Source organism: Azospirillum sp. FG154 (genome assembly GCF_057809575.1).
The window spans coordinates 22,415-37,257 of sequence record NZ_JBMDKF010000021.1; the positions used below are offsets into that span (position 1 = coordinate 22,415).

General features: G+C 66.5%; 13 protein-coding genes. 3 read left to right on the plus strand and 10 right to left on the minus strand.

Going from position 1 to position 14,843, the window contains the following annotated elements; all coding sequences use genetic code 11:
* Nucleotides 1-57 precede the first annotated feature (57 nt).
* The 10 genes from ACODS4_RS20885 to ACODS4_RS20930 form a co-directional block, all read right to left on the minus strand.
* Nucleotides 58-948, minus strand: coding sequence for a phytanoyl-CoA dioxygenase family protein (locus tag ACODS4_RS20885; RefSeq protein ID WP_488867121.1), 891 nt, complete (start codon nt 946-948; stop codon nt 58-60).
* 501 nt (nt 949-1,449) lie between these two features.
* Nucleotides 1,450-1,698: a hypothetical protein gene (locus tag ACODS4_RS20890; RefSeq protein ID WP_488867123.1), complete on the minus strand. Its 249-nt coding sequence runs from the start codon at nt 1,696-1,698 to the stop codon at nt 1,450-1,452.
* Nucleotides 1,676-4,030, minus strand: a complete 2,355-nt coding sequence (locus ACODS4_RS20895; RefSeq protein WP_488867125.1) for a methyl-accepting chemotaxis protein — start codon at nt 4,028-4,030, stop codon at nt 1,676-1,678. The genes ACODS4_RS20890 and ACODS4_RS20895 overlap by 23 nt, the downstream gene beginning before the upstream one ends.
* Before the next feature lie 74 nt (nt 4,031-4,104).
* Nucleotides 4,105-5,247 carry a porin gene (locus ACODS4_RS20900; protein WP_488867127.1) on the minus strand — a complete coding sequence of 381 codons (1,143 nt, stop codon included), beginning with the start codon at nt 5,245-5,247 and terminating at the stop codon, nt 4,105-4,107.
* Nucleotides 5,248-5,887: 640 nt separating this feature from the next.
* Entirely contained in the window at nt 5,888-6,886 is a 999-nt protein-coding gene (locus ACODS4_RS20905; protein WP_488867129.1) for a LacI family DNA-binding transcriptional regulator, read from the minus strand.
* Nucleotides 6,887-6,992: 106 nt separating this feature from the next.
* A complete protein-coding gene (locus ACODS4_RS20910) occupies nt 6,993-8,081 on the minus strand; it encodes an ABC transporter ATP-binding protein (RefSeq protein WP_488867131.1) in 1,089 nt (362 codons plus the stop codon).
* Nucleotides 8,082-8,123: 42 nt separating this feature from the next.
* Complete coding sequence (locus ACODS4_RS20915) at nt 8,124-9,071, minus strand: hypothetical protein (protein WP_488867133.1); 948 nt, start codon at nt 9,069-9,071, stop codon at nt 8,124-8,126.
* A 3-nt stretch (nt 9,072-9,074) separates the two neighbouring features.
* Nucleotides 9,075-9,941 carry a carbohydrate ABC transporter permease gene (locus ACODS4_RS20920; protein ID WP_488867135.1) on the minus strand — a complete coding sequence of 289 codons (867 nt, stop codon included), beginning with the start codon at nt 9,939-9,941 and terminating at the stop codon, nt 9,075-9,077.
* A gap of 3 nt (nt 9,942-9,944) precedes the next feature.
* Nucleotides 9,945-10,916, minus strand: a complete 972-nt coding sequence (locus ACODS4_RS20925) for a carbohydrate ABC transporter permease (RefSeq protein ID WP_488867137.1) — start codon at nt 10,914-10,916, stop codon at nt 9,945-9,947.
* 78 nt (nt 10,917-10,994) lie between these two features.
* Entirely contained in the window at nt 10,995-12,278 is a 1,284-nt protein-coding gene (locus ACODS4_RS20930) for an ABC transporter substrate-binding protein (RefSeq protein ID WP_488867139.1), read from the minus strand.
* 499 nt (nt 12,279-12,777) lie between these two features.
* On the opposite strand from ACODS4_RS20930, the gene ACODS4_RS20935 reads away from it, so the two are divergent.
* The 3 genes from ACODS4_RS20935 to ACODS4_RS20945 all read left to right on the plus strand — a co-directional run bounded on the left by ACODS4_RS20935 (nt 12,778) and on the right by ACODS4_RS20945 (nt 14,777).
* Nucleotides 12,778-13,152, plus strand: a complete 375-nt coding sequence (locus ACODS4_RS20935) for a hypothetical protein (protein ID WP_488867141.1) — start codon at nt 12,778-12,780, stop codon at nt 13,150-13,152.
* Between the two features lie 242 nt (nt 13,153-13,394).
* A complete protein-coding gene (locus ACODS4_RS20940; protein WP_488867143.1) occupies nt 13,395-14,150 on the plus strand; it encodes an energy transducer TonB family protein in 756 nt (251 codons plus the stop codon).
* A gap of 240 nt (nt 14,151-14,390) precedes the next feature.
* On the plus strand, nt 14,391-14,777 hold the full coding sequence (locus ACODS4_RS20945) for a TonB-dependent receptor domain-containing protein (RefSeq protein ID WP_488867145.1): 387 nt from the start codon (nt 14,391-14,393) through the stop codon (nt 14,775-14,777).
* Nucleotides 14,778-14,843: the final 66 nt, after the last annotated feature.

The following is a 14,843-nucleotide window of genomic DNA, read 5'->3' on the forward strand; positions in this document are numbered from 1 at the left end:
GATAATACCCAAAAAACATTCCAGTTATATTGCTGTGATGAGCAATATTATTTATAATTATCCAGCTTCTCTTTGTTGATAGGAGAAGATGCTGGTGTAGTTGCCGCCGGACCAATCCGGGGGCATCGGGCACGGTCGCGGGTCGTGGACGGCCCAGCGGGCTGGCTTGCCGCGCACGATCTCAGCCGCGTGGCTGCTCGGGATTGGGTTTGCGGTATAGGGCATGGAGTTCACCGCACTGTAGGTGTTCAGCAGCAGCGGGCGGCCTTCATCCGTTTCATTGCGTCCTGAACTGTGCAATGTGCGGCAATTGTGAATGGTCACTGATCCCGCCGGGCCGGGCAATGATACGGCCCGATGCACTGGTAGGACTTCGGTATCTGCCTGCTTCAGTGCGCCGATCCACACACCGTTGTCATCGTAATGTTCATAGAGAGGACCGTCCTGGCTTTTTGGGAGAACGACAAGAGGGGCCTGATTGACAGAGCAGTCATTGAGGTAGGTTCCGAAAGTCAGGGAACTGTAATTTGTATGTGGCCAGTATGGAGCATCCTGGTGCCATTTTACCTCGGTTCCACCACGAGCCCATTTGAAATTCAGCTTTGAATGGTGGAATTTGACATCTAGACCAACCAGATCTGCGGCGATATCGGCGATAATCGAGTCGCGAGCGAAATGCCAGTATTCGGGATGGTGGTCGACCGGGCTTGTGACGCGCCGCAGACGCGGGGCCTCCGCCGAATGGCCAGGTTCGAGTTCCAGAACCTTGTCCGATCTCTCCATCTTTCGGCTGCGTTCCACCATCTCGGCTGTCGCCGCCCGAAGCCGATCAAGCCACTCCTCCGAAATAATACTTTCAAGAAGCAGATATCCATTCTGAAAATAGAACTCTCGTTGGTCTTCAGTCAGGATCTTGGGCGGGATGCGCCGGATCTCTTCAGTCAGCATGTTGGATCCTCTCGCGGACATTTTGTCGCCACAAGCCCTGGCAGGGCGACAGTATGTAAGGACATACTATCAATACGGAGGCGAGGTTTGGTTGTCAATGCTCAAAAAATAGATTTTTAGGGTGATAAAACTTTTCTCATATATCATTTTGGGAGATATTCTTCTGAAATAAAATAACAAAAATGAGAAAATCCTAGTTGTTGCCGGAGGTAAAAATCTCGACAGAGGCAAATTTTCGGAATTATTTTCCATTAAAACGTGTATTTTCATAATTTGATTATAAATTCGACCCTGTTTTGCCAAGAATTCCTATCCGCAGTTATTCCGGACGTCGCCTTAACCGTCAGATCTCTCCCGGGGCCGAGTCCCATGACTAAAGCAGCCAACACGCAAAATATGCCATAATGTCATTACATTTGCATGGATATCGGATATGCTTTGTCCTGTGCATCCAACGCGCGGTCAGCGGATGCGCGAACATCCGACTCAATCATTCAGAGTTTAGAGCGTTTGATCTGACGCGCGCTCGGCGTGTCTGAGATAATTCCAGCACTCGTCGGGTGTATACAGGTCGCAGATGGAGCCGACGGCCTTCCACAGTTCTTCGATGGTGCGGGCGCCGATGCGGCGGGAGCGCAGATCCACCACGATGGCGAGATGCGGCCAGCCTTCCGCAGTCCAGAAGTCGGTCGTCTTCTTGCCTCCAAACTCGTCATCACCGCCGTCATCACCCCGCCCGCATGTGCTCAACCAGCCGTTCGACCTGTTGGCTCAGCGCGTGGATTTCGCCCAACACCGTGGAGGAGGCGGAGAGCACCTGACCCGCCGTTTCCCCGGATTCGGTGGCCGCGCGCGCCACCGATTCGATGCTGCCGCGCACGCGCAGCGACCCGTCGCTTGCGAGCAGCACGTTGCGGGCGATGTCCTGGGTGGCGCGGCTTTGCTCTTCGGTGGACAGGGCGACGGCGGTGGTCAGGTCGTTGATGTGGCGGATGGTGGCGTCGATGGATTGGATCGCCTCCACCGCCTCCTCCGCCACCGTGCGCATCGAGGCGATCTGCCGGGCGATGTCCTCCGTCGCCGCGCCGACCTGCCCGGCCAGCGTCTTCACCTCGTGCGCCACCACGGCGAAGCCCTTTCCCGCGTCGCCCGCGTGGGCGGCCTCGATGGTGGCGTTGAGCGCCAGCAGGTTGGTTTGGCTGGCGATGCCGTTGATGAGTCGCATCACCGCCCCGATCTTGCGTGTGCTGTCGGACAGCTCGTCGATGGTGCGGTTGCTGCGGGCGACCGCGCCGACGGCGTCGCGGGCGATCACGCTGGAGCGCTGCACCCGGTCGCCGATGTCGCGGATGGCGCGCGACAGGGTGTCGGTCGCCGCCGCCACCGCCTGCACGCTGTCGTCCGCCAGACGGGAGGTGTCGGCGGCGGTCGAGGTTTCCTGCGTGGTGGCGCGGGCGTTGTCGCTCATCCGCTGGGCCATCGTCTGCATGGCGTCCGCCGCCGCCGCCACCCGGTCCAACACGGAGCGCACGCGGCTCTCAAAATTTTCGGCGAGTTCGATCATCGTCCGCCGCCGTTCCTGCGCGGCGCGCTCGCGCTCCGCCTCGGCCTGGGCGTGGACGTCGCGCGTGCGGCTGGCGATGTCGCGGAAGATGGTCAGGGCCTGCGTCATCTCGCCGATTTCATCGGCGCGGGCGCCCGGAATCGGGGTGTCCAGGCGTCCGGCGGCGATGGCGCGCATCGCTTGCGACAGGTGATGCAGGGGTGTCAGGATCATGCGCCGCACCACCAGCCAGCCCAGCGCCAGGGCGGCGAGCAAGCTGACCGCCGCGACCAGGGCAAGGCTGAAACGCCCTGCGGCCATCGCCTGGAGCGCGGCGAGCGAGTCGGCGTCGGCCTCGGCCTTGATGCGGTCGGTCTGTTCCCCCACCCGGTCGGAAAAAACGGCGGCGAGACTCCGGCTGTCGTCCAGAATCCGTTGAATGCGCTGCGCCACCGCCAGTTCTGCCCGGCGCAGGGCGAACTGGCCGCTGTCCCCCGACCCAAAGCTCAGCAGATGATCGGCGGCGTCCAGCAGACCGGTGACGCGGGCGTCGGCGGTGCGGCGCAGCGGCTTCAGCCGGTTGGTCAGCAACACCCGGGCGCTGGCGAACTGCTCCTCAAGCTGGGTCAGTCGCCGGTCATCCGCCGCCTGGGCGGCTTCGCGCAGCAGACCGGCGACGGTGGTGGCGTGGCTGCCGATCTCCAGATAAGCGCGAAAGTTGCCCAACCCTTTGGTCAGCAAAGGGGGCAGGGACTCCCGTCCCAGCGCGCGGGCGGCGTCGGCGGCCCGTCGCAGGTCTTGCAGATAGGCCCCGGCCGCAGCGGCGGTTTCGCGTTCCAACCCGGCCCGCGCGGCGGCCTCAGGGTGGTCGGAGGGGCCGCTTTCGGGGAGGGCGGCGGCGCGCTGGGCCTCAACGTTGAGCAGACCCGCCAACGCGTCGGCCACGCCGTCCAACTCCCAATCCAGCGACACGCCCAGCGTGTCGCCCTGGGTGCGCAGATCGACGCCGGTGCTCTCGATGATGGGGGCAAGCTGTTCGGTGAAGGCGTCCACCCCACGCCCCAGCGCGGCCAGGGCGTTGTCGCGCCGGGTGCGGATGGCCTGGCGCTCGGCGACGGCGGTGTTTTCCTCTTCCAGAACGGCGATCAGGGCGGCGGCGCCGTTGCGCAGGGCGGCGACCGTGGTGGTCCCGGGTTGCCGGGTTTCCAGGGTGTCGACCAGGCCGACCAGCGCCCGCCCGCGCGCCTGGATCTCAGCAAAGCGCCGTTCCCGCTCCTCGGGTCGGTCCGCAGCCTCCAGGGTGGGGGCGGCCATGACCAGACCGCCGCTGTCGACCGCCAGCCGCTTGGCCAGCTCCAGCCCGGGCAGGCTGTTTCCGACGATGCGGCCCAATGGATCTTCCACCGCCGCAAAAGACCACAGGCCGACCAGAACGGCGGCGATGGTCAACCCCGCCATGCCGGTGAAGGCCAGACGCAGTTTGGCGCGCACGCCGAACCGATGGCGGGAATGCGCGGTGGATGAGGAGGGGGTGAGCATGCCGGAGAGCATCCGTTGCAAGACAGGAAGGAGCGTGGCGGCGCAGAGCTGCGCCGCGCCGCCACGCGTCGGGATCAGAAGACCAGGGTCGAGCGCAACAGCACGATGTTTCCACGGTCGTTCTGGGAGGCGGCGTCGGACTTCAGGTCGAAGTGATTGTATTCGGCTCCCAGAGCCAGACCGGGGGCCACGGTGTAGCGCAGCCCGGTGGTGATGAGGTTGAAGCGGCGGTCGCCGCGCGCCGTCAGGTCGCCCGCGTCCTTGGAGCGCAGATAGCCCACGCCCAGCGTGTAGGCCCCGGTGGTGTATTGCGCGCCGACCGTCCACACATCCTGCGCGCCGCGATCAGTGGCGAGCGCGTTGCTGCTGCGGGTGATGTAGCCGCTCTTGCCGCCATAGGCGTAGCTGCCGCCGACCTTCAGCCCGCCATAGGCCGCCGACAGACCGACATGGTAGGACGACAGCCGTTCAAAGCTGGTCCCGGCGCTGGTGTTGCGGGCCTGGCCGCCAATGACGAAGACGTCGCCCGCGACGGTCACGTCGCCCAGCGTGTCGGCGTAGTTGAAGCCGCCTTCATAGACGTCGGAATAGCCGCCGCTGCGGAAGGAATCGGCGGCGGCCACCGTCTTGCCGCGATCCACGCTGGTGTGGAAATTGCCGGTCTTGGGCTGGTAGCTGACCACGGCCTGGAAGCCGGAAAAGCGCGGGCTGGCGTAGAGCACGCGGGTGCCCGCGTCGCCGGTTTTGAACGCCTTCAGGTTGGTGGTCATGCTCGGCACGTTGGAGCCGGTGTTGCCGAGGAAGGCGGCGTAGCTGCCGTCAACGCCGCCGGTGCCCCAATCCGACGGCGCGATCACGCCGGTCCCGTCGCTCGGCCCACCCAACGCCCCCGCGCTGATCTGGCCGAACCCGCCCTTGACGAACAGGTAGGCTCCGTCGTCGGAGACGGTGCGGTCGCCGTTGGACGCCTGGAGGGTGACGCGCGCGCCGTATTCCAGCCCGTTGTCGGCGGTGGCGGTCGGCGACACCTTCAACTGGAAGCGGTTGCGGAATTCGGTGGAGCGTTGCCCGCTTTTCAGCGACTGGCCGACGACGCCAGCCTCGAAATAGGCTTCGCCGCCCAGGATGATGTCGAACTTCGGGGCTGCGTTGGCGGCGGCGCCGCCAAGGGCGGCAAGGGCGATGGCGGCCACGCCGCAAAGCCGAACCTGAGTCATAGGACCTCCCGTTGTGTGTGTTTTTGCAAAAGAGAGCAAAGCCATGGCTTCGCCGGTCCCCCGGCCCCGTCACAGACCGGGGGGCAGCGGACAAGCCGCAGGCGTCACCGCTTCCGCCCTGTGGATGGGCGGAGCCGAAGCGGTGGATGTGCGAAATGCAGAGGGTAAGAACGAGCGGGTGATGGCGGGCGACGGGTCCCCGTCAATCCTGCTGGGTCCGGATTGTACGAGACGCCATCATTTTGAGTCAATCGATTTAGTAAAACGTTTTATTAAATCATCGTGCAACATCCGCCTGAAGCACCGACCAGGTGGAGCGGGTCGGGCGGGGTGGGAACGGGCATGACGGAAAACCAATAAACATCAATTGGTTGATCGGGAAAGCGTGGCCTTGGCTGCGCCCGGCCTCGGTCGGTGAATGGAACATATGAAACACCGTGCGACAGATTTCCGGCCCCTGTTCACCCGTTGCACGGCATCGCCCGCCGCCCTGTCGCGGGAGCACGAGCACGGGGTGATGACGGAGGGCGGGGGCGGCGGTGGGCATGGAACACACTCCGCAGACAATCAGGCGCAAAGTCCTAATCCAGCGGGGTGTTCCGGGCAACGGCGCGGCGAAAAATCGTCGGCGCGGGCGCGCTCACACCGACTGGCGGCGGATGAGCGGGCAGGGGAGGCGGATGACGGCGTTCGGCTCGACCGATCCCGCCGGGGCCAGCAGGCATTCCACCGCCTTGCGGCCAAGGTCATAGTGGGGAAGCTGCATGGTGGTCAGGCCGGGGCGCAGCAGACCGGCCAATTCGTGGTTGTCGTAACCAATGATCGCCAGATCGCCGGGGATCGACAGGCCCAGTTCCTTCACCGCCTCGTAACAGCCCATCGCCACCCAATCGTTGACGCAGAACAGCGCCGTCGGCGGTTCATCCAGCGTCATCAGGGCCTTGGTGGAGCGGTAGCCACCCTCGGGGAACCAACAGTCAGGGATGACGAGAGCGGGGTCAAAGGCGATGCCCGCCTCGGCCAGCGCCCGGCGGTGGCCCGCCAGACGCGCCAGACCGGCATCGACCTCCGGCACGCCATAGAGCATGCCGATGCGGCGATGACCGGCGTCGATCAGGGTTCGGGTGGCGGTGTGGCCGCCCAATTCCTCATCCGCCAAAATCGCCGGGAAGCGGCCCTGGCGGTCATAGGCGTTCACCAGAATCGTCGGGATTTGCAACAGCGCGTCGGGCAGATCCACCCCGCACATCGACATGGCGGCGTAGATCACCCCATCGACCTGCCGGTCGCACAGCATCTCCACGGCGGCCCGGGCGATGGCGGCGTCGCCCCCGGTGTTGACGATCAGCAGAACCTTGTCGTTGGCCCAACACAGTTCCTGCGCCCCGGCGATGCTGCGCCCGGCGTAGCCGGAGGAGGCGATCACGTCGGTGATGAAGCCGATGGTGTGGGTTTGCGAGGAGCTGAGCGCGCGCGCGCTGGGGTTGGGCCGGTAGCCCAGCTTGCGCACCGCCTGCACCACCCGTTCCTTGGTCGCTTCCGGGATGGCGCTGGCGTTGTTGTTGAGCACCAGCGACACCGTGGTTGGGGACACCCCGGCCTCTTCGGCGACACTGCGGATGGTGGGGCGGCGGGCCATGATCGTCCAAACCGGATGCGGAAACCCGACGATCCTATACCGCCGGTCTCCGCTCTGGAAAGGGAAGGCTGCGGCCTATGACCTTGGCTGGCGGGTCGTCGCCCCCTCAGACCGGCAGCGCCACGCCCGTGCCGTCGAAGACGTGCAGGGCGGCGGGGTCGAAACGGGCGTCGAAGCGGTCGCCGACCTGGAAGCGCCGCCCACCGGGAACGGCCATCGTCAGACCGTTCGCCCCCGGCGCCGAGGCGTAGAGAAAGCGGCGGTCGCCGTGATACTCGATGTCCTGGATTTCCACCGGCAAAGCGGCGCCGCCGGGGCCGTCCGGGGCCAGATGTTCGGGCCGCAGGCCGATCGTCACCGGGTCGCCCAGCCGGGTGGCCTCGCTCACCCGGTGGCGGGTGGGGATGGGGCGGCCATCGGCGAGCGCCAGCGTCAAACGCCCATCGTCGAATCCGGCGATCTGGCCGGGCAGGAAGGACATGGCGGGAGAGCCGATGAAGCTGGCGACGAAGCGGTTGGCGGGCCGTTCGTACAGCTCCGCCGGGGTCCCGACCTGCTCCACCCGCCCGCCGTTCAGCACCACGATGCGGTCGGCCAGCGTCATCGCCTCCACCTGATCGTGCGTCACGTAAATCATGGTGTTGCCCAGATCCCGGTGCAGCCGGGCGATTTCCAGCCGCGTGTTCACCCGCAGGGCGGCGTCCAGGTTCGACAGCGGTTCGTCGAACAGGAACACCTTGGGGTGGCGGACGATGGCCCGCCCGATGGCCACGCGCTGGCGCTGCCCGCCCGACAGGGCGCTGGGCCGCCGGTCGAGGTAGCGTTCCAGATGCAGGATGCGCGCGGCCTCCGCCACCCGCTGCTCGATCAGGGCGCGGTCAGCCTTCGCCATTTTCAGGCCGAAGGCCATGTTGTCGCGCACCGTCATGTGCGGGTAGAGGGCGTAGGACTGGAAAACCATCGCCACGCCGCGTTCCACCGGGCTTTGATGGTTGGCCAGCGCCCCGTCGATCACCAGATCGCCGCCGGTGATCTCCTCCAACCCGGCGATCATGCGCAGCAGGGTCGATTTCCCGCAGCCCGACGGGCCGACGAAGACGATGAACTCGCCGTCGGCGATTTCCAGGTCGATGCCGTGGATCACCGACAGCTCATGATAGCTCTTGCGGATCTGGCGCAGCGATACGGGGGCCATGGCGGCGGTCCCTCTGTGTGCGGGTTGCGGGGAAGGAGGGGGTTAGGGCGTGAGGCTCTCGATGCGGCCATCCGGGCCGATGCGCAGCGGCGCGGGATCGGTCAGGCCGCCCAGGAAGGAGCCGTCGGGCTGGTAGCCCTGCCAGCTCAGGACCATCGGCTGTCCATCCGGGCCGGGGGCGATCTTGGCGCCGAACAGCGCGTTGGTCTGGCCGACGGCCACCGGCCCGGCGTAGCGGAACCCGCCATAGGGGCTGTCGGACAGGGCGTAGAAGGCCCCGGTCGCCACCGGCGCGGCGCTGTCGGCCCGCACCCAACTCTTGTCGGCGTTGAAGATCAGGATGTAGCGGCTGTTCCATGGGATCACCTGCGGGATCTCCATCAGGAAAAACTCGTCCATCTCCGTCACCGGCCCCTCGACGGTCCAGGCGCGCAGATCGCGCGAGCGGGCCAGGGCGACGCATCCAGGCTTGCCGGGGCCGCCGTCGCGCCGCTGGGCGGTGATGTAGGCGAGATAGCCGTCCCCCGCCGGATCGGCCATCAGGAAGGGGTCGCGCCACGCCAGTTCCTGCTGATGGTCGGGATTCTGGCCGAGATAGCGGGCGGGATCGGCCACGATCACCGGGTTGGCCGGATCCTTGGTCCACTGGGTCAGATCGTCCGACCAGGCCAGACCGACGCGCTGGATCTTGCCGTCCTCGGCCCAATTGGTGCCGGTGTAGAGCATCGCCCAACGGTCGCCGACGCGGCAGACGCTGCCCGTCCAGATCGCCCGGTCGTCCCAGGAGCCGGTCGGACCCGGCTCCAACGCCACCGGCAGCTCGGTCCAGCGCGTCAGGTCGCGGGAGACGGCGTGACCGCAGCGGGCGTTGGCGTGCCGCATCTCCGGGTCGGGCAGGCTGCGCGGCGCGCGCAGATAGAACAGATGCGTGTCCTCCCCGTCCTGAACGGTCCAGAAATCCCACACATACTGATCGGGCGGATTGAACATGACTTATCCTTTGACGGCGGAGCCGACGACGCTTTGGATGAACCAACGTTGAAAGGCGAGATAGGCGATGATGACCGGCAGGGAGGCCATGTTGGCGAAGGCCATCACCTCCCCCCACTGGCGCGGTTCCTGGCCGAAGAACTGGGCGACGCCGACCGACAGCGGGCGGAATTCCACCCCGCGCGTGACCATCAGCGGCCAGAGATAGGCGCTCCAGAACTCCAGCCCCTGAAGGATGGCGACGGTGGCGATCACCGGGGCGCTGAGCGGCATGATGATCGACCAGTAGATCCGCCAGGCGGACGCGCCGTCCATCGCGGCGGCTTCGTCCAGATCCTTGGGAAGCTTGGCGAAATATTGATAAAACAGGAAAATGGAGAAAGGATGCGCGATGAAGGGCACGATCTGGACGTGGTAGCTGTCCATCCAGCCCAATTGATTGACCATCATCAGCAGCGGGACCGCCAGGCTTTCCACCGGCACGATGATGAGCGCGATGATGACCGCCAGCAGAAGATCGCGGCCACGAAAGCGGCGGCGGGCCAGACAATAGGCCGCCATCGAATTGACGATGACGCCCAGGCCGACGATGGAGACGACGACGACCAGGGTGTTGACCAGGAAGCGCAGGAACGGCATCTGCTGGTCGGCCAGAACCCGCCTGTAATTTTCCAAGCTGACCGGACCGGGGATGAAGGCCCCGACCCCGCCCAGATCCTGGACGATTTGCAACGTGTCCGGCTTCAGGCTGGTGACGAGCATGACCACCAGCGGACCCAGCATGATCGACGCGGCGGCCAGCATGGCGGCGTAGGTCAGCAGGGTGGCGGGGGAGGTCAGGCGGAGGGTGCGGGATGAAACGGAGGCCATCGGTCAGATCTCCCGGTCTTCGCGGACCAGCGCGCGCTGGACCAAGGTGATGCCCAGAACCAGCAGAAAAAACAGCACCGAGGCGGCGGAGGCATAACCGACACGGTGCTCCCGGAAGCCGGAGTTGAAGAGGTAACGCACCAGGGTGTTGGTGCTGTCCAACGGGCCGCCCTGGGTCAGAACATCGACCTGACCGAACAGCTTGAAGGCCAGCACCGTGGTGGCGAGCACGACGAACACATGGGTGTTGCGCAGCGACGGCAGGGTGATGTGGATGAATTGCTGAAAGCGGCTGGCTCCGTCGATCCGCGCGGCCTCGTACAGTTCGGCGTTGATCGCTTGCAGACCGGCCAGATAGATGACCATCTGGAATCCCACCCCCTGCCACACCGACAGGACGATGATGGTGGGCATCGCCAGCGTGTCGTCGCCCAGCCAGTCATAGGGGCCGAGCGCGCCGCCCGACAGCGCGCCGACCAGCGCGTTCAGCACGCCTTGGGGCGCGCGCAACAGCCCGGCCCAAATCACGCTGACCACCGCCATCGACAGCACGGTCGGCAGGAAATAGACGCCCCGGAACAGATTGCGCCCCGGCAGCCCGCTGTTGACAAGAACGGCCAGCAGCAGGGCCAACGCGCTTTGCACCGGGACCGTCACCAGGGCAAAGCGCGCCGTGTTCCAGGCCGCTCGCCAGAACCGTTCATCCTCCAGGATCGAGGCGTAATTCGCCAAGCCCACGAACAGCGTCATCGCCCGCCGGTTGAGCAGGTTGTAATTGGTGACGGACAACCCGATCGACAGCAGAAAGGGCAGCACCAGAAACAGGGCGAGCAGCAGCAGCGCCGGGGTCAGCATGAGCGCGACGGCGCGCCGGTTGGCCGCGTGGCTGGTGGCGGCGCCTGTGGTGGGGCTGGCGGGGCGGGCGTTGCGGCCCCCGGCGGCGGTCGGTTGGGGTGGGGGGGATGGATCGGTCACGGCTTCGGTTCCTTCGACGACGGCGCGGCTGGCAGGCCGCGCCGCGTTCGGTCGGGATGACGGCGGCGCTGCGGTGGATTACTTGCTGCCGAAGGGCGGGTAGCCGCCGTTTTCGGCGACGCCACGATCAACGCGCGAAGCGGCCTTGCGCAATTCGGTCTTCGCATCGGCCCCTGACACCACGTTGCTGACGGCGTCGGCAAAGGCGCGGGTCAGCAACGGATAGGCCGGGTGGAAGGGACGCGACACCCCGATGGTCAGCAGTTGCTTGTAATAGAGGTTCAGACGCCCGCCCTCCTTGTAGAGATCCGATTGCGGGATCGCCGCCTTGCGACCGGGAACGGCCCCGTTGGCGTTGGCGATGCGCAGGATCTCGTCGGGCCGCATCAGGAAGGCGAGGAAGGCGGCGGCCTCCGTCGCGCGCTTGCTTTCGCTGGAGATGCCCCAGTTCCACGACCCCAGGCCGGTGACGTGGCGGGTCCCGAATTTCGGCATCGGCACCAGGATGGCGTCGGCCCCCAGGCCGCCGTCATGGTTGGGGAAGGCCCAATGGCCGACCAGCGCCAGCGCGGCGGTCTTGTCGCCGTAAAAGGCGGTGTCGCCCGCCGAGGCCGGAACCACCCAGCCGCGCTTGATCCATTCCTGAAGCTTGCCCAGGCCGCGCGCCGAACCGTCGCTGTCCAGGGCGCCGGCGGCCTTCCAGCTCTTGCGGTCGATCAGGTCGCCGCCGAAGGATTGCACCAGCGGCGAAAAGCCGTAGGTGAACCATTCGCCGTTTCCGTAGTTCAGCTTGACGTCGAGCGGCCATTTGACGCCGTCCAGCTTGGACAGGCGGGTCATGGCGTCTTCAAATTCGGCCAGGGTCCAGGCGTCTTCCGGGGTGGTGGGGATGCGGATCTGCGCCTTTTCCAGCAGCTTGCGGTTCGCCCACAGGGCCAGACCGCTGTCGAAGGCGCCGACGCCGTACAGCTTGCCGTCGATCGGGTAGGTTCCCTGCGCCGTCAGCGAGGGCAGCAGATCCTCGATGATCTCCTGCGGCAGCAGGCCGTTGAGCGGGCGGACATGGCCCGACCAGACGTAGTTGGCCAGCAGCGGGCCGTCGAAATCGAGCAGATCGGGCAGGCTGTTGCTGAGGGCGGCGGCGCTGATCTGGTCGTTGTAGCTGCCCTCCGGCAACTGCACGGCCTTGATCTCGATCTCCGGATTTTCCTTTTGGAAGCGGGTGATCTGGTCCTCCAGCACCTGCCGTTCCGCCGGCCGACCGGCGTGGTACCAGACGCTGAGGGTGGTTTTCGCTTCGGCGATGGTGGAGAGCGCGGTCAGCGCGGTCAGCGCAAACGCGGCGACAAGACGGCGTTTCATCAATTTCCTCCGCATCGGTTGCCGGTCGGTTTCGTTGCGCGAACCGCCGGGATCTTGGCGACCGCGCGCCGCAGCGCTCTGTGGACCCTGCCCGTCGCGGGGCGATCCGCTGGGGGCGGCGCGCGTTGTCGATGGGGCGATCATACGCCTAGTAAAACGATTTAGTAAATCACTTTATACGCCCTTCCAACATTTCCCAGTCCGTACAGTCATGGGACTCAGATGGACGGCATGAAACGCTGACCGCCGCCCATGAGCGCGAGAAGACGCGATGGCCGAGGTGGTTCTGGCGCAGGAGAGGTTTCCGGCAATCCTGCGCTGAAAATCCCAGGGCGACCGTTCGGTCCATTGTGGTGGCGACGGTCGCGGTGTGATAAAGCCGAAACAAGTGAGGGCAGGGGGGCGCTCAAGCGTGACGCGCGGACGGGGTTGGACGATCAGGGCGGCCAAAAACGGCGCGTCGGGGCCTGCCCCCGGTCGGCGGCCTTGGCGCGTCTGGATGGCGTTGATCGCCATTCTGGTCCAAACCATCCTGCCGGATGTCGCCATGGCCGCGCGGGTTGGCCGCGCCCAAACGGATCCGACGCTCGCCCTTCACGCCCTGGTCGCGGTCGAAGCGTCCAGCGCCGTCGCCGGATGCGGCGCGGTTTGGGAGGATCCCGACGGATCCGACCAACCCACCGGCGCGCGTGAGCATGGCGGGCCATGCGCCTTTTGTCTGGCGCTGTCGGCCCACGCGCTGCCCCCCGACGACGCGGCTGGGACGGCGGCGTTCGCGCGGTTCCAACGGGTCGGCCTCTTGGACGGGCCGGGCGTCGCCCGCCCCGCGCCGTTCCGCCCCCGCCACGCGCCACGGGCGCCGCCCACGGTCTGACGCGCCGTATTCTCGCGCGGTTTCGTCCGATTCACCGCTCTCGCTTGGTTTTCCATCCGTCAAACGCGCGCGTGCGCGCCCGATGGGGCCAAGGCGGGCGTCGCGTCGGGCAGGCCCTGGTTCGCCTTTCATCCCGGTGATGTTCCCTGTTTCCAGACCATCCGTGCGCCGGACCCCTTCGCGCGGCGGAGGGGACGACGCCCCGCCCTGCCGTTCCGCGCGCCGCGCGCAGCCGGTGGCCCTTGCCGCTGTCGCTGACGCTGCACGGGGGGGCGCTCGCGCTCGTCGTCCTGCTGGGCGCGGAAAAGCCGCCGCCGCCCCCGACGGCGTTGGCGGTCGCCTTCGAGTTGGAACTGGAACCTTCGCCGCCGCCGCCCGCTCCACCCGAGCCGTCGGTCGAGGCGCAACCCGCCCCGACGCCGGAACCCCCGGTCGAGCTGACGCCGGAACCAGAACGCGCCGCCTTGGAACCGCAGCCGGTCGAGCCGCCCGCCCCGGAACCGCCGCCGCCCGCGTCGCCTCAACCGGCGCCCGTTCCCACGCCGCCGCCGCGTCAGCCTGTGAAGCGAAGCGCCCCGGTCAAGCCGCAAACCGTCGCCGCCCCGGCAAGACCCAGGCCCGCCCCGTCCACGGCGCCGTCGTCCACGCCGCCGTCTCCGCCATCCGCCCCGATCCCGCCGCAACCCAGCCCCGCCGCCGCGCCAAGCGCGCCGCCGCCCGACTATCTCGCCGCCATCCAGGCCCGTCTGGCCCGTTACAAAGTCTACCCGCGCGCCGCCCAGACGGCGCGCGAGGAAGGAACCGTGCTGCTGCGCTTCGTCATCGGCCAGGATGGGACGATCCTGCGCTGGACCATCGTGCAGGGGTCGGGGCATGAGAGCCTGGACCACGCGGCGGAAAGCATGATTGAGCGCGCTTCGCCGCTGCCGCCAATTCCCGCCGACCTTGGGCGCGACCGTTTGGAGGTCACGTTGCCCGTTCGGTTCGCCCTGCGATGAGGGGATTGGTCAGACATCGGGCGGCCTGGACGCTGCTCGCGCCCCTGCTGTTGGCCGTGCTGATTCAGGCGCTCGCCCCGAATTGGGCGACGCTGGGCGACGTCGCCCTGTGTCTGGCCCCACGGCGCTTGGCCGCCGTTTGCGGCGCCCGAACCTGCGTCCCGCGCCGCCCCGGCCCGTCAGCGTCCGTCCCAAGGCGCGGGCGCCGCCCAGAAGGGCGACAGCCTGACCTTCGGCCAGATGTGGACCTACAACGACTTCACCTTTGACGGCGACCGGCAATATGGAAACAACAGGCTGGCGGGCGTGCCCCGGCATGTCTTGCGCTCGACGCTGACCTACGCCAACGACGGCTTCTATCTGACCCCGACGGTGGATTGGGTTCCGCAAGGGGCCTGGGCCGATCAGGCCAACACGCTGAAGGTTCCCGGCCACACGCTGTTGGGGCTTCAGGTCGGCAAGGAGTTTTCCAACGGCCTGCTGGTCTTCGTCGATGGCCGCAACCTGACCAACAAGCGCTACGTCAGCGACATTGGCACGGTGACGGACGCCCGCCGGGTCGCCACCTCGATCTTCTACCCCGGCGAAGGGCGGGCGGCGTACGCGGGCGTGCGCACCGCCTTCTGATCGGGCTGCCGTCCATCAGGGAGGCCAACCGGCGGGAGCGTTCGTTCTCCCGCCGGTCTGTTTTCG

What these genes read in the sequence shown, in the direction of transcription:
- ACODS4_RS20935 (WP_488867141.1), top strand. Translation starts at nt 12,778, where the DNA reads ATGGCGTTGATCGCCATTCTGGTCCAAACCATCCTGCCGGATGTCGCC.
- ACODS4_RS20885 (WP_488867121.1), bottom strand. Translation starts at nt 948, where the DNA reads ATGCTGACTGAAGAGATCCGGCGCATCCCGCCCAAGATCCTGACTGAA.
- ACODS4_RS20895 (WP_488867125.1), bottom strand. Translation starts at nt 4,030, where the DNA reads ATGCTCACCCCCTCCTCATCCACCGCGCATTCCCGCCATCGGTTCGGC.
- ACODS4_RS20900 (WP_488867127.1), bottom strand. Translation starts at nt 5,247, where the DNA reads ATGACTCAGGTTCGGCTTTGCGGCGTGGCCGCCATCGCCCTTGCCGCC.
- ACODS4_RS20905 (WP_488867129.1), bottom strand. Translation starts at nt 6,886, where the DNA reads ATGGCCCGCCGCCCCACCATCCGCAGTGTCGCCGAAGAGGCCGGGGTG.
- ACODS4_RS20915 (WP_488867133.1), bottom strand. Translation starts at nt 9,071, where the DNA reads ATGTTCAATCCGCCCGATCAGTATGTGTGGGATTTCTGGACCGTTCAG.
- ACODS4_RS20920 (WP_488867135.1), bottom strand. Translation starts at nt 9,941, where the DNA reads ATGGCCTCCGTTTCATCCCGCACCCTCCGCCTGACCTCCCCCGCCACC.
- ACODS4_RS20945 (WP_488867145.1), top strand. Translation starts at nt 14,391, where the DNA reads ATGTGGACCTACAACGACTTCACCTTTGACGGCGACCGGCAATATGGA.
- ACODS4_RS20930 (WP_488867139.1), bottom strand. Translation starts at nt 12,278, where the DNA reads ATGAAACGCCGTCTTGTCGCCGCGTTTGCGCTGACCGCGCTGACCGCG.
- ACODS4_RS20910 (WP_488867131.1), bottom strand. Translation starts at nt 8,081, where the DNA reads ATGGCCCCCGTATCGCTGCGCCAGATCCGCAAGAGCTATCATGAGCTG.